The 13,071-nt window shown below is 74.1% G+C and carries 10 protein-coding genes; 7 read left to right on the forward strand and 3 right to left on the reverse strand.

From position 1 onward, the window contains the following. Positions 1–248: 248 nt before the first annotated feature. Both aceE and QRN89_RS09165 read left to right on the forward strand, forming a co-directional pair. A complete protein-coding gene (aceE, locus tag QRN89_RS09160) occupies positions 249–2,933 on the forward strand; it encodes a pyruvate dehydrogenase (acetyl-transferring), homodimeric type (protein WP_290348852.1) in 2,685 nt (894 codons plus the stop codon). Positions 2,934–3,269: 336 nt separating this feature from the next. Continuing rightward, positions 3,270–4,256, forward strand: a complete 987-nt coding sequence (locus tag QRN89_RS09165; RefSeq protein WP_290348853.1) for a helix-turn-helix transcriptional regulator — start codon at positions 3,270–3,272, stop codon at positions 4,254–4,256. Here QRN89_RS09165 and QRN89_RS09170 read toward each other — a convergent pair. Continuing rightward, positions 4,247–5,167, reverse strand: coding sequence for an SDR family oxidoreductase (locus tag QRN89_RS09170; protein ID WP_290348854.1), 921 nt, complete (start codon positions 5,165–5,167; stop codon positions 4,247–4,249). The genes QRN89_RS09165 and QRN89_RS09170 overlap by 10 nt on opposite strands. A gap of 274 nt (positions 5,168–5,441) precedes the next feature. On the opposite strand from QRN89_RS09170, the gene QRN89_RS09175 reads away from it, so the two are divergent. Together QRN89_RS09175 and QRN89_RS09180 are read left to right on the forward strand one after the other, a co-directional pair. Next, a complete protein-coding gene (locus tag QRN89_RS09175) occupies positions 5,442–5,960 on the forward strand; it encodes a DUF4240 domain-containing protein (RefSeq protein WP_290353635.1) in 519 nt (172 codons plus the stop codon). Between the two features lie 137 nt (positions 5,961–6,097). Beyond that, complete coding sequence (locus QRN89_RS09180; RefSeq protein ID WP_290348855.1) at positions 6,098–6,778, forward strand: TetR family transcriptional regulator; 681 nt, start codon at positions 6,098–6,100, stop codon at positions 6,776–6,778. On the opposite strand, the gene QRN89_RS09185 is transcribed toward QRN89_RS09180, so the two are convergent. Next, positions 6,771–7,295 carry a GNAT family N-acetyltransferase gene (locus tag QRN89_RS09185; protein WP_290348856.1) on the reverse strand — a complete coding sequence of 175 codons (525 nt, stop codon included), beginning with the start codon at positions 7,293–7,295 and terminating at the stop codon, positions 6,771–6,773. The two genes, QRN89_RS09180 and QRN89_RS09185, sit on opposite strands and share 8 nt — an antisense overlap. A 34-nt stretch (positions 7,296–7,329) precedes the next feature. Here QRN89_RS09185 and QRN89_RS09190 point away from each other — a divergent pair, with 34 nt between their 5' ends. Further along, positions 7,330–8,232, forward strand: coding sequence for a TIGR01777 family oxidoreductase (locus tag QRN89_RS09190; RefSeq protein ID WP_290348857.1), 903 nt, complete (start codon positions 7,330–7,332; stop codon positions 8,230–8,232). Positions 8,233–8,959: 727 nt separating this feature from the next. Then, complete coding sequence (locus tag QRN89_RS09195) at positions 8,960–10,294, forward strand: NAD(P)/FAD-dependent oxidoreductase (protein WP_290348858.1); 1,335 nt, start codon at positions 8,960–8,962, stop codon at positions 10,292–10,294. 181 nt (positions 10,295–10,475) lie between these two features. Here the strand turns inward: QRN89_RS09195 and QRN89_RS09200 are convergent, their stop codons facing one another. Next, the gene (locus QRN89_RS09200) at positions 10,476–11,927 is read right to left on the reverse strand and encodes an NsdA family TPR-like regulatory protein (protein WP_290348859.1); all 1,452 of its coding nucleotides are present in this window, start codon (positions 11,925–11,927) and stop codon (positions 10,476–10,478) included. Positions 11,928–12,183: 256 nt separating this feature from the next. Here QRN89_RS09200 and lipB point away from each other — a divergent pair, with 256 nt between their 5' ends. Beyond that, positions 12,184–13,023, forward strand: coding sequence for a lipoyl(octanoyl) transferase LipB (gene lipB / locus QRN89_RS09205; RefSeq protein ID WP_290348860.1), 840 nt, complete (start codon positions 12,184–12,186; stop codon positions 13,021–13,023). Positions 13,024–13,071: the final 48 nt, after the last annotated feature.

The following is a 13,071-nucleotide window of genomic DNA, read 5'->3' on the forward strand; positions in this document are numbered from 1 at the left end:
CCCGCAGGGCGACGCACACGGAGAACGGGCCGCGCACGTGCCGTACAAAGCCGCCGCACACCGGCACCCGGTGCCCCATTTCGCGGCACCCTGTGCCGACTTTCTCGATCCGAAGAAGTTTTTCGCTCAACGCTTTGATCGATCATCGATCGGCGGCTTACAGTTCACCACGGACTCACCAGTCCGCCCGGCCCCGTCCTGCCAGACAGGCCCCTCTCCACCCCTCCTCCTCTCCGGAAGGCGGTGTCATGACCGACCCCGTAGCCATGCTTCCGAGCGAGCTCGACCAGCTCCCGGACCGTGACACCGAGGAGACCGCCGAATGGGCGGCCTCCCTCGACGCCGTCACCAAGGCCGCCGGCCCCCACCGCGCCGCGTACCTGATGCGCCGCACCCTCCAGCACGCCGAGGGCGTCGAGGGGCTCGACCTGCCCAAGCTTCTGGAGACGGACTACGTCAACACCATCCCCACCGCCGCCGAGCCCGTCCCGGCCGGTGACGAGGAGATGGAGCGCCGGATCACCGCGTGGAACCGGTGGAACGCCGCCGCGATGGTGACCCGCGGCGCCAAGCACGGCGTCGGCGGCCACATCGCCACCTTCGCCTCCGCGGCCTGGCTCTACGAGACCGGCTTCAACCACTTCTTCCGCGGGAAGGAGGCGGACGGCTCCGGCGACCAGCTCTACATCCAGGGCCACGCCTCCCCCGGCATCTACGCCCGCGCCTTCCTCGACGGACGCCTCACCGAGGCGCACCTCGACAACTTCCGCCAGGAGGCGGGGGGCAACGGCCTGCCGTCCTACCCGCACCCGCGCCGGCTGCCCTGGCTGTGGGAGTTCCCGACGGTCTCCATGGGCCTCGGCCCGCTGTCGGCGATCTACCAGGCGCGCTTCAACCGCTATCTGACCAACCGCGGCATCAAGGACGTCTCCGCGTCGCACGTCTGGGCGTTCCTCGGCGACGGCGAGATGGACGAGCCCGAGTCGACGGCGGCGCTCGCGCTGGCCAGCCGCGAGGGTCTGGACAACCTGACCTTCGTGATCAACTGCAACCTGCAGCGCCTCGACGGCCCGGTCCGCGCCAACTTCAAGATCGTGCAGGAGCTGGAGGCCCAGTTCCGCGGCGCCGGCTGGAACGTCGTGAAGACGCTCTGGGGCAACGCCTGGGACGAGCTGTTCCAGCTCGACACCACGGGGGCCCTGGTCCGCCGGCTGCGCGAGGTCCCGGACGCGCAGGTCCAGACGTACCAGACCCGTGACGCCGCCTACATCCGCGAGGACTTCTTCGGCAAGGACCCCGCACTCGTCGAGATGGCGAGGCTGCTCAGCGACGACAAGATCCTCGAGTGCTTCCACCTCTCGCGCGGTGGCCACGAGCCGCGCAAGGTGTACGCCGCGTACAAGGCCGCGCTGGAGCACAAGGGCTCCCCGACGGTGATCCTGGCCCAGACGGTCAAGGGCTACACCCTCGGCGAGGGCTTCGCCTCCAAGAACGCCAACCACCAGATGAAGAAGCTGTCGGCGGACGAGTTCAGGGCGATGCGGGACCTCCTCGACCTGCCGATCAAGGACAGCGACTTCGCGGACGGCCAGGTGCCCTACGGCCACCCCGGTGCGGACTCCCCCGAGGTCCGCTACCTCCAGGAGCGCCGCGCGGCCCTCGGCGGTCCGGCCCCGGCCCGCCGCGTCCACCCGGTCGCCCCGCTGCCCGCGCCCGCCGAGAAGTCCTTCGCCGCGTTCGACAAGGGCTCCGGCAACCAGTCAGTGGCGACGACGATGGCCTTCGTCCGCCTGGTCAAGGACCTGATCCGCGACAAGGAGACCGGCAGGCGCTGGGTCCCGATCGTCCCGGACGAGGCCCGTACCTTCGGCATGGAGTCGCTGTTCCCGTCCCTCGGCATCTACTCGCCGAAGGGGCAGACGTACGAGCCGGTCGACCGCGACCAGCTGATGTACTACCGCGAGGCGAAGAACGGCCAGATCCTCAACGAGGGCATCACCGAGGCCGGCTCCATGGCGGACTTCATCGCCGCGTCGTCGTCGTACTCGACGCACGGCGAGACGATGATCCCCTTCTACATCTTCTACTCGATGTTCGGCTGGCAGCGGACCGCCGACCAGATGTGGCAGCTCGCCGACCAGCTCGGCAAGGGCTTCCTCGTCGGCGCCACGGCCGGCCGTACGACCCTGACGGGCGAGGGCCTGCAGCACGCGGACGGCCACTCGCCGATGATCGCGGCGACGAACCCGGCGGCGCTCACGTACGACCCGGCGTTCGCCTACGAGGTCGCGGCCATCGTCAAGGACGGTCTGCGCCGGATGTTCGGCGAGGCACGCCCGGACGAGGACCCGGACGTCTTCTACTACCTGACGGTCTACAACGAGCCGATGCCGCAGCCCGCGAAGCCGGAGGGCGTCGACGAGGGCATCGTCCGGGGCCTGTACCGCTTCAAGGAGGGCGAGGGCGCCGCGGACGACCCGCGCATCCAGCTGCTCGCCTCGGGCACGGCGATCCACTGGGCGCTGGAGGCGCAGCGTCTGCTGGCCGCCGAGTGGGGCGTCACGGCGGACGTCTGGTCGGCGACGTCCTGGACCGAGCTGCGGCGCGACGCGCTGGAGGCGGACGAGGCGCTGCTGCGCGGCGAGTCCCGTGTCCCGTACGTGCGCCAGGCGCTGGACGGCGCCGAGGGGCCGGTCCTCGCGGTGAGCGACTACATGCGGCAGGTGCCGGACCAGATCGCCCAGTGGGTGGAGCAGGACTGGTCGTCGCTGGGAGCGGACGGCTTCGGTCTGTCGGACACCCGTGAGGCGGCGCGACGCCACTTCGGTGTCGACGCGCAGTCGATCGTGGTCGCGGCGCTGGCCCAGCTCGCGCGGCGCGGCGAGGTCCCCGCGTCCGCGGTGAAGGAAGCCCGCGAGCGCTACGGCTTCTGAGCCCTGGGTTCACGCCCCCGCCGCCCCCTCGGGCAGCGGGGGCGTCCGCGTTCCGCCCTGCCGGGCCGGACACGGGCCTGCCCGGACACCGCCCTGCGCGGCGCGCCACGCTGCCCACCCCGAATCCTTCCCGGACACCGCCCTGGGCGCCCCGGCACGGCCTCCCGTCGCCACCGCCCCGCTGGGCGCTTCCGCACGGCGGGCCCGCCCTGGACACTCCCCGGCGCTCCCCGCCACGAGCCCGCCCCCCACCCCACCCAGCGCGGCCCCGGTGCGGACCCGCCACCGGCCGCGGGCCGCTCCGCTCACCCCGCACGAGCCGCGACAATGGCCCTCATGCGCGCTGCCCGGCTCATCAAGATGGTTCTGCTGCTCCAGTCCCGGCCCTCCATGACCGCCGCCGAGCTGGCCCAGGAGCTGGAGGTCTCCGAGCGGACCGTCACCCGGGACGCGCTCGCACTGTCGGAGGCCGGGGTCCCGGTCTACGCGGACCGCGGGAGGGCAGGCGGGTACCGGCTCGTCGGCGGGTACCGGACGCGGCTGACCGGGCTCGCCCGGAGCGAGGCGGAGGCGCTGTTCCTGTCCGGAGTGCCCGGGGCGCTGCGCGAGATGGGGCTGGAGGACGCCGCCTCCGCCGCGCGGCTCAAGGTCTCCGCCGCGCTGCTCCCGTCGCTGCGGGACGCGTCGCGCTCGGCGGCGCAGCGGTTCCATCTGGACGCGCCCGGCTGGTACCAGGAGCCGGAGACCCCGGACCTGCTGCCGGTGGTCGCCGAGGCCGTGTGGGACGACCGCGTGGTGGCCGCCCGCTACCGCGACGCCGAGCGGCGGCTGGAGCCGTACGGCCTCGTGCTGAAGGCCGGGATCTGGTACCTGTGTGCCCTCGCCGACGGCACGTCGTTCCGCGTGTACCGCATCGACCGGTTCGCGGCCGTCTCCCTGACGGCCGAGCGCTTCGAGCGGGACGCGTCCTTCGACCTGCCGGCCTTCTGGGAGGAGCGGGCCGCGCAGTTCGCCCGCTCCATCCTGCGGGCCGAGGTGGTGCTGCGGCTGTCCCCGGAGGCGGCCCGCCGGCTGCCGTACGTCACGGACCGGGCCGCGGCCGAGGAGGCGCTGAACGCTTCGGGCCCGCCGGACGACCGGGGGTGGCGCACCATCACGCTGCCGGTGGAGTCCGAGGAGGTGGCGTTCAGTCAGCTCCTGTCGCTCGGAGCGGAGTCGGAGGTGCTGCGGCCGGAGGGCCTCCGCGAGAGGTTCGCGGAGGCCGCGGCCCGGATGCACGCCCTCTACGGAGGAGCGCCCGGAGGGACCGCCCCTCAGCGGTAGTCCTCGGCCGACCCCTCCTTTCCCCCGTACACGACGTCCTCGAAGTACGCCCAGGCGTCCGGCCGGCTCCCGTCGGTGTCCGTGAAGCCGTACTCCTTCGCCAGTTGCCCGCTGGAGAGCGACCGCCCGTTCCAGCGCGCCCGGTCAGGGTCGGCGGCGAGGGCGGCGACCGCGCGGCCGACGTACACCGGCGACTCGGCGACGGCGAAGTGGGGCTGGTCGGCGACCGCGTCCCGCCAGTTGTCCTCACGGACCCCGAAGGCCTCCAGCATCTGCTCCGAGCGCAGGTAGCCCGGGGTCACGCACACCGCCGTGCAGCCGGTGTCCTCGAGGTCGTGGCCGAGGGTGAACGCCATCCGGATCGGGGCGTTCTTGGCGAGGTCGTAGAAGAAGTTCTCGCGGAAGCGGCGGTTGGTCTCCGCCGTGCCGTCGGTGACCTCGACGACCAGCCCGCCCGGCCGGCGCGTGAGCAGGGGCAGCGCACAGCTGCTGGTGATGATGTGGCTGCGGACGCCCAGTTCCAGCATGCGCAGTCCGCGGTCGAGGTCGGTGTCCCACATCTTGGTGTCCCAGACGACGAGGTGCTCGCCGCCCCACACGTCGTTGACGAGGACGTCCAGCCGGCCGTGGTCCTCGTCGATGCGGGCGACGAGCGCGCGGACCGCGGCGGTGTCGAGGTGGTCGGTGGGGACCGCGACGCCCCGGCCGCCCGCCGCGGTGACCAGTTCGGCCGTCTCCTCGATGGTCTCGCTCGCGCGGCCGACCTCGCTCACGCGCTCCCTCGTGGTGCGTCCGGTCACGTAGACCGTGGCGCCCGCCGCACCCAGTTGTACGGCGATGGCCCGGCCGGCGCCGCGCGTCGCGCCCGCGACGAGCGCGATCTTCCCCTGCAGTGCTCTTTCGGTCGTCATGGTGCGACGCTCGCACGGAAATCCGACACCCTCTGTCCGCATTTCCCGGCAGTCCTGCACGGCAGGCGAACCCGGCCGGCCGCCGCGGCCGCCGGACCGGGCCACCCGTTCGGCTACCCGTCCCGGCCGACGGTCCAGGTCAACCGTCCGGGCCGCGGATCCCGGTCGCCGTCCGGGGCGCCCACCCCGCCGCCCCCACGGCCCCTTCCCCGAAGGGAGTATTTCGGCCGCTCCACGTGCGCGGCCTCCCGCGAGCCCCGATGCTTGTCCCGTGATGGACGAGACGGAGTTCTGGGAGATCATCGACAGCACGCGCGAGGCCGCCGAGGGTGACCCCGAGGAGCACGCCGACCTGCTCGTCGAACGGCTGCTGCAAATCGACCCCGACTCCGTCCTGGACTTCGCGCGGCACTTCGAGGCCCGCTACAACCGCGCATACCGCTGGGATCTGTGGGGCGCGGCCACCGTGCTGCTCGGCGGGGCGAGCGACGACGCGTTCGACTACTTCCGCTGCTGGCTGATCGGCCAGGGCCGGGAGGTCTTCGAGGGCGCGGTGCACGATCCGGACTCCCTCGCGGAGCTCCTCGACGACTTCGACGAGGAGATCGACGGCGACGGCGAGGAGCTGGGTTACGCGGCCGACGAGGCGTACGAGCAGCTCACCGGAACGGCCGCACCCGATCTGGGGATCACGGCGCAGGCCGCGGAGCCGGAGGGCACACCGTTCGACCTCGAGAACGACCGCGTGCTCGCGGAACGGTTCCCGGCGCTGTGGGAGCGCTTCGGTTCGTAGGCCGTCCCGTGCCCCGGCCCGGAACCGCCCGGGTGCGCGCCCTCGGACGGGGTACCGGCGGTGCACGGACGGGTGAGCCGCCCGGCCCTGACGTACGGTCAGGCCCGTGGCCCGTCGGCGGGCGTACGCTTCGTCCGGTGAACACCACGCCGCCGTCACCGCGTCGGCCGCTGACCGAGCGCCGCAAGGCCGCGACCCGGTTCGAGATCGCCCGCGCCGCCGCGGAACTGTTCACCGAGCGCGGCCCGGACGCCACATCGGCCGAGGAGATCGCAGACCGTGCCGGAGTGGCCCTGCGGACCTTCTACCGGTACTTCCGCAACAAACAGGACGCCGTCGGTCCGTTGCTGGCCGTGGGCGCCGAACGCTGGCGGGTGCTGCTCGCGGCCGCCGTTCCGGGCACCCCGCTGCCCGAGGCGCTGGAGCGCACGCTCACCGAGGCGCTCGCGGTGCCGGAGGACGGAACGGCCGAGGGCCTGCGCCGTACGAGGGCGCTGCTGCGCGCGGCCGTACGGGATCCGGCGCTGCGAGCGGTCTGGTACCGGGTGAACCAGGAGGCGGAGGAGCGGCTGGTCCCGGTGCTCGCGAGGCTGGCCGGGCCGGACGCCGATCCTCTGGAACTGCGGCTCGTCGCGGCGGTGGCCGTGGACGCCCTGCGGATCGGGCTGGAGGTCTGGGCCGAGTCGCACGGGCCGGACGGACAGCCCGGGGCCCCGGGCGACGGCGCGGGGTCACCGGCGGGGCCGGCGCTGCGGTGCCTGCGGGAAGTGTCGAGCGGGCTGCGCCCGTTGGCGCCCGCGGCACGGGCCGTCAGGTGAGCGGACGCCCCATGAGCACGTCGTCGACGTACCGGCCGGCCAGGAAGAACTCACCGGGCAGGACACCCTCGACGGTGTAGCCCTCGGACTCGTAGAGCCGGCGAGCCGGGGTGTTGTGCCCGAGCACCCGCAGGGTGACACGGACCGCTCCCTGCCGGCGTGCCTCGTCACCGGCGGCGCGCAGCAGTGCCCGCGCGACCCCCTGTCCGCGCGCCCAGTCGGCCACCGCGAGGCCCTGGATCTGGCGGACGTGCTGGTTGCAGGAGAGCGGCGTGGGGGCGCAGAGCCGGATGTACCCGGCGATTCTTCCGTCACCGACCGCGCCCTCGGTCACGGGCTCGGCGACCAGGTGCTGCTCGGGCGGGTGGTTCTCGTCGAAGAACGGCCGGTACGGCGGCACGGGGCGCGGCTGCACCGCGTGCAGCGTCGACCAGGTGGCGCGGTCGAGCGCGGCGAGGGCGTCGTCGTCGGATCTCTGGGCCGGACGTATGACGAAGGGCGTACCGGGTTCGGACATGGCGGCAACTGTGTCATGGGGCAGGATGTGACGCATGCGTATTGCTGTGACGGGCGCGGGCGGTCTGATCGGTTCGGCACTGGTGCGTTCCCTGCGGGCCGACGACGCAGGTGGCGGGCACGAGGTGGTGCGGCTCGTCAGGCGGGCGCCACGGGCCGCGGACGAGGTCCGGTGGGACCCCGCCCGGCAGTACGTCGACGCGGCGGGGCTCATCGGCTGCGAGGCGGTCGTCCACCTCGCTGGCGCCGGGGTGGGCGATCGGCGCTGGAGCGAGGCGTACAAGAAGGAGATCCGGGACAGCCGGGTGCTCGGCACGGCGGCTCTCGCGGAGGCGCTGGCGTCGCTGGAGGAGCCGCCGCGGGTGCTGGTGTGCGGCTCGGCGATCGGCTACTACGGCGACACGGGCGACCGCGCGGTCGACGAGGGCTCGCCTCCCGGCACGGGCTTCCTCCCCCGCGTCTGCGAGGAGTGGGAGGCGGCCGCGGCGCCGGCCGAGGAGGCGGGCGTGCGGGTGGCGTTCGCCCGCACGGGGCTGGTGGTGGCGCAGGAGGGCGGCGCGTGGGGCCGGCTCTTCCCGCTGTTCCGGGCGGGTCTGGGCGGACGACTGGGCAGCGGACGACAGTTCTGGAGCTTCATCTCCCTCCAGGACGAGATCGCGGCGCTGCGCCACATCATCGACACGGACACCCTGTCGGGCCCGGTCAATCTGACGGCCCCCGAGCCGGTCACCAATCGTGAGGTCACCGCGGCGATGGGCCGGGTCCTCCACCGTCCCACCCTGTTCACGGTGCCGCCGGTCGCCCTGCGGGTCTACCTCGGCGAGTTCGCGGAGGACGTCCTCGGCAGCCAGCGGGTGGTGCCGAGGAAACTCCTCGACTCCGGCTTCGTCTTCTCCCATCCGTCCGTCGACGAGGCGATCCGCGCGGCGCTCGGCTGACGCGCCCCGGCCGGGGGGACGCCGCCCCGCGCACGCGCCGCCAGGGGGCGTCTCGCGGGCAGGTACGCCGTGGGGCGGGCCGGACTGCTCCGGTCGCCGGAGGCCACCGGGCGCGGCCCGGCGGCACCCCGCCGCCGCGCTGCCGCCGCACCCCGGATCCGGCGACCGGAGCAGTCCGGCGGAAGGCCACCGGCCCTCCGGACGGTTCGCCGCAAGCCCGAAGCCGCCCGGCAGGCCGCCCCCGAAGGCCCGAACCGGCCGACGCGAAGAACCGGACACCCGACGTGGAGCCCGCCGACACACGGGACGACCGCACACCGACGCGGAGCCCGCCGACGTTCCGGCCGAACGGGACGCCACCCGTCGGACTCGTGGACAAGCCCCGGGCCGGACAGGACGCCACCGCCACCACAGCGGGGAAACCGCACCCGGTCCACGCGCCCGACCACCCCGACCCCGCGACACCCCGACCACCGGACGGCACGCCACCGGCTTCGCGCCCGGCGCTTCCGTGCGCGGACGGCAGCGCGCCTCGCGCGCCCCGGCGTGTGCGCCGGTTCCACCAGACGGTCGCACGGCCGTGCGACCCCGTGCCCCCGGGCGCCCGCCGCGCGCGCGTGGTTTCCCGCGGCCGGGTTTCTACCCTCGTTCCGAACTTCGGCATTCCGTCAGCCGGTTGGGGGCATGAGCACCCCACCACAGCCGCGCCGACCTCGGGGAGGGGCACGTGCTCAGCAGCGCACGCCACGCGGACGTCGTCATCGTCGGAGCCGGGATCGCCGGGCTCGCGGCGGCTCATCGGTTGACCAGTGCGGGAGTCACGGTCGTCGTACTGGAGGCCGGACCGGGGGTGGGGGGCCGGACGGCCACCGGCGAACTGGACGGATTCCGGCTCGACCGGACGGTCCAGTTGCTCAACACCTCGTACCCGGAACTCCTCCGCACCCCCGCTCTGGCCGGCCTTCCGCTGAGCCGGTTCTCGCCCGGTGTGCTCGTGCACAGCGAGGGCCGGCACCACCGCGCCGGAGAAGTCCCCGGCTCACGAGGAGCCGGGGGCACGCGGCGCGCGAGGGGCGCATTGACTGCGGCGCGCGCCCTGGCAAGCGCCCCTCGTACCCCTCTCGGCGGTGCCTTCGACCAGGCCCGGCTCGCGGCGGCCCTCGGACGGCTCGCCGCCACCCCGCCCCGGCGTCTGCTGGCCCGTCCTGAACTGCCCACGCACGAGGCGCTGTTCCGCCGCGGTCTGCCCCCGCGCACCGTCCACACCTTCCTCCGGCCGCTGCTCACCGCCCTGCTGAACGATGCCGAGTTGGTCGCCTCCAGCCGCTGCGCCGACCTCGTGCTGCGTGGTTTCGCCCGCGGCCGGCTCTGTGTGCCGACGGGCGGCGCCGACAGGCTGCCCCGGCTGCTCGCGGAGGCGCTGCCGCCGGGCACCGTGGTCACCGGCGCCCGGGTGACCGAAGCGTCCATCTCCTCGGTCACCACCGAGGAGCACGGCACGTTCACGTGCCGGTCCCTGCTGGTGGCGACGGGAGCCAGGGCCGCGGCGGAGCTGCTCCCGGGCCTTCGGGTCCCGGACTTCCTCCCCCTGACCGTCCTTCACCACACCGCCCCGGCGCCGCCGCTGGCCGAACCCGCCCTGGTGCTGGACGCGGACGGCTCCGGACCGGTCGCGCACACGGCCGTCATGAGCGAGGTCGACCCCTCCCGTGCGCCCGAGGGGCGGGTGCTCGTCACCTCCGCCGTGCCGGGCCCTGCGCCCACCGGGCTCGACGAACGGGTGCGGGCCCATCTCGCCGCGCTGTACGGGACGTCCACCGCCGACTGGGAGCTGCTGGCCCTGCACCACGACCCGGAGGCCGTCCCCGCGATGCCCGCCCCCCACGATCCGCGCCGGCCGGTGCGGCTGCTCTGCGGGCTCTACGTCTGCGGCGGCCACCGGGACACGAGCACCGTGCAGGGCGCGCTGTACTCGGGGCGCCGCGCGGCGCACGCGGTGCTGCGCGACTTCGGTATCCGCCCCGAGCACGCGCCCGCGCTGCTCCGTACCGCCGCGGCCTGACCGCCGGCAGTCCGGCGCCGAGGAGCCACGGGTCCCCGCCGGCCGGCGGGGACCCGTGCGGCCGGTCGCGACGGTCCGGTACCGCCCGGGGCGGTCGGGGCCTGTCCGGTACCGCCCGGGGCGGGTCGGTACTGCCCGGAGCGGGTCGTGGCCTGTCCGGGGTGGGTCGGCGATCAGCAGGTCAGCCGAGTGCCGCGACGCGGTCCCGGTAGGTGCGGACCGCCGCCGCGTCGCGGTAGGGCTCCAGGCGCCGCTCGAAGTCGCGCACGTACTCGATGGCCCGTGCCGACCTCATCTCCGAGGCCTGCTGCGCCGCCTCCACCCCCAGGGCGCACGCCTGGTCCAGCTCCCCCAGGCCGAGCCTGGAGGTGGCCAGGACGACGCGGCAGAAGAGCCGGCTGCGGGCGAACCCGGGGGCGCGCAGCTGGAGGGAGCGCTCGGCGTGCTGCACGGCCGCCCGGTACTGCTGCAGGTCGCGGTGGCAGTGCCCGAACTCGTCGGCCAGCTGCGCCTCGTCGAAGAACCGTGCCCAGTGCGGCACGTCGTCCCCCGGCCGCGCGGTGTCCAGCGTGCGCTCGGCCCGGACGAGCGAGGCCGTGCAGGAGCGGACCTCCCCGAGCACTCCGTGGCCGCGGGCCTCGACCGCGTGCAGCAGGGCCTGGACGGCGGGCGGGGCGGAGGAGCCGACGCCCTGCTGGGCGACCCGGGTGAGCTGGACGGCCTCCCGTCCGTGGCCGAGGTAGACGGCCTGCCGGGCCATCGTGACCAGCACGTACGCCCCGTAGGCCCGGTCGCCCGCCGCCTGGGCCAGCCGCAGCGACTGGACGAAGTACCGCTGGGCGAGGCCGTGGGCGGCGATGTCGAACGACGTCCAGCCCGCGAGGCGGGTGAGATCGGCGACGGCCCCGAACAACCGGCGTCCGGTGCTCTCCCCGTACGTGCCGCGCAGCATCGGCTCGGCCTCGTGCTCCAGGTAGCGGACGAGTGCTTGGCGGGCGTGACCGCCTCCGTAGGCGTGGTCGAGGGTCCGGAAGAGCTCGCCCACCGAGCGCAGGGCCGCGATGTCGCCGGGGCTCACGCGCTGTCCCGGCCCCCGGTCGGTGCCGCGCTGCCGCGGGACGGAGGCCCTGCCGCCCTGCCCGGGCACCCTGGCCTGGGCGCCGCTCTGGGCGGGCTCCCCGCGGCCCACGCGCTCGTCGGCGCGGCCGATCAGCCAGTCGCGGCTCGGGACGACGAGACCGGCCGGTGTGAACGCGATCTTGCGCAGTTCGGCGTGGCTGCCCGAGTCCTTGCGCCAGAGCCCGCTGACGATGTCCACGGCCTCCTCGGGGGTGGCGGCGAACTCCAGCCCCGCGTACACCGGCGCACACGCGTCCAGGCCCAGGTCCTGGGCGGACAGCCGCCGGCCGAGCCGCCGGGTGAAGACCTCGGCGATCAGGGCGGGCGTGGTGCCGCGCGGCTGCTGCCCGCGCAGCCAGCGGGTCACGGACGTCTTGTCGTACCGCAGGTCGAGGCCGTGCTCCAGGCCGAGCTGGTCCACCCGGCGGGCCAGCCCCGCGTTGGAGAAGCCGGCTTCGGCGATGAGTGCGGCGAGCTGGCGGTTCGGGGTGCGCTGCGGGGGTCGGTCCGTCATCAGCTGTGCGGTCTCCTGCCTTCCGGGCCCGGGTGCGGCCCTCGCAGCCTGGGGGTTCCCCCAGGCAGCTCTGGGGGGAGTAGCTCTGGGGGAGGAACGGCGCGAATTTAGCGGCCCATACCGGCGCAACCGCCGCCTTCGTCCCGCATTCATCCGATCGTGTGAGGATTGAGGGCAGCGCTGACGGGTGCGACACGAGTCGTAGAGTGGCCGGAGCGTGATGAGTGCACCGTGAACGCTTTAGGGAGGCACAACGGTGAGCGAGCTGCGATTTGTCCATCTGGGCTTCGGCGACGACGCCGTCGAGTACCAGGCTGCCTGGGACGAGCAGCGCCGTGTGCACGCGGCCCGGTTCGCCGGCGAGATCCCCGACACCTGTCTGCTGCTGGAGCACCCTCCGGTCTACACGGCCGGACGGCGTACGGAGGACAGCGAGCGGCCGCTGGACGGCACCCCCGTCGTCGACGTCGACCGCGGCGGGAAGATCACCTGGCACGGTCCCGGTCAGCTGGTCGGCTATCCGATCATGCAGCTGCCCCGGCCCGTGGACGTGGTCGCCCACGTGCGGCGCCTGGAGGAGGCGCTGATCCGGACCTGCGCGGACTTCGGCGTGGAGACCACCCGGGTCGAGGGCCGCAGCGGCGTCTGGGTGCTCGGCGACCCGGTGGACCAGCGCCCGTCGACGGGCGGGCTGTCGCTGGACTTCGACCCCCGGCTGCACGACGAGGAGTTCGACCCGCGACTCAGCGGCCCGGAGTACGCCCCGTCCAACGCCGGCCAGCGCCGTGAGGACCGCAAGCTCGCCGCCATCGGCATCCGCGTCGCCAAGGGCGTGACGATGCACGGCTTCGCCCTCAACGTGAACCCGGACAACACCTGGTTCGACCGGATCGTGCCCTGCGGCATCCGGGACGCGGGCGTGGCCTCGCTCGCGAACGAGCTGGGCCGTGACGTGACGATCGCCGAGGTCCTGCCGGTCGTCGAGAAGCACCTCCGCGAGGTGCTGGAGAACGCCGACCTGCGGCCCCGGGCCGTGGAGGGCGCCACCGGGCCGGAGGCCGCCGGCCGGGCGCCCGAGCCCGCCCCGGCGGGCTGAGGAATGCCCGCCCCTGGCCAGAGGTTGGCCACGGGTGAGGGCATCACA

It is taken from the genome of Streptomyces sp. HUAS CB01, from assembly GCF_030406905.1.
GTDB lineage: Bacteria > Actinomycetota > Actinomycetes > Streptomycetales > Streptomycetaceae > Streptomyces > Streptomyces chengbuensis.

What these genes read in the sequence shown, in the direction of transcription:
- aceE (WP_290348852.1), top strand. Translation starts at nt 249, where the DNA reads ATGACCGACCCCGTAGCCATGCTTCCGAGCGAGCTCGACCAGCTCCCG.
- QRN89_RS09165 (WP_290348853.1), top strand. Translation starts at nt 3,270, where the DNA reads ATGCGCGCTGCCCGGCTCATCAAGATGGTTCTGCTGCTCCAGTCCCGG.
- QRN89_RS09170 (WP_290348854.1), bottom strand. Translation starts at nt 5,167, where the DNA reads ATGACGACCGAAAGAGCACTGCAGGGGAAGATCGCGCTCGTCGCGGGC.
- QRN89_RS09175 (WP_290353635.1), top strand. Translation starts at nt 5,442, where the DNA reads ATGGACGAGACGGAGTTCTGGGAGATCATCGACAGCACGCGCGAGGCC.
- QRN89_RS09185 (WP_290348856.1), bottom strand. Translation starts at nt 7,295, where the DNA reads ATGTCCGAACCCGGTACGCCCTTCGTCATACGTCCGGCCCAGAGATCC.
- QRN89_RS09190 (WP_290348857.1), top strand. Translation starts at nt 7,330, where the DNA reads ATGCGTATTGCTGTGACGGGCGCGGGCGGTCTGATCGGTTCGGCACTG.
- QRN89_RS09200 (WP_290348859.1), bottom strand. Translation starts at nt 11,927, where the DNA reads ATGACGGACCGACCCCCGCAGCGCACCCCGAACCGCCAGCTCGCCGCA.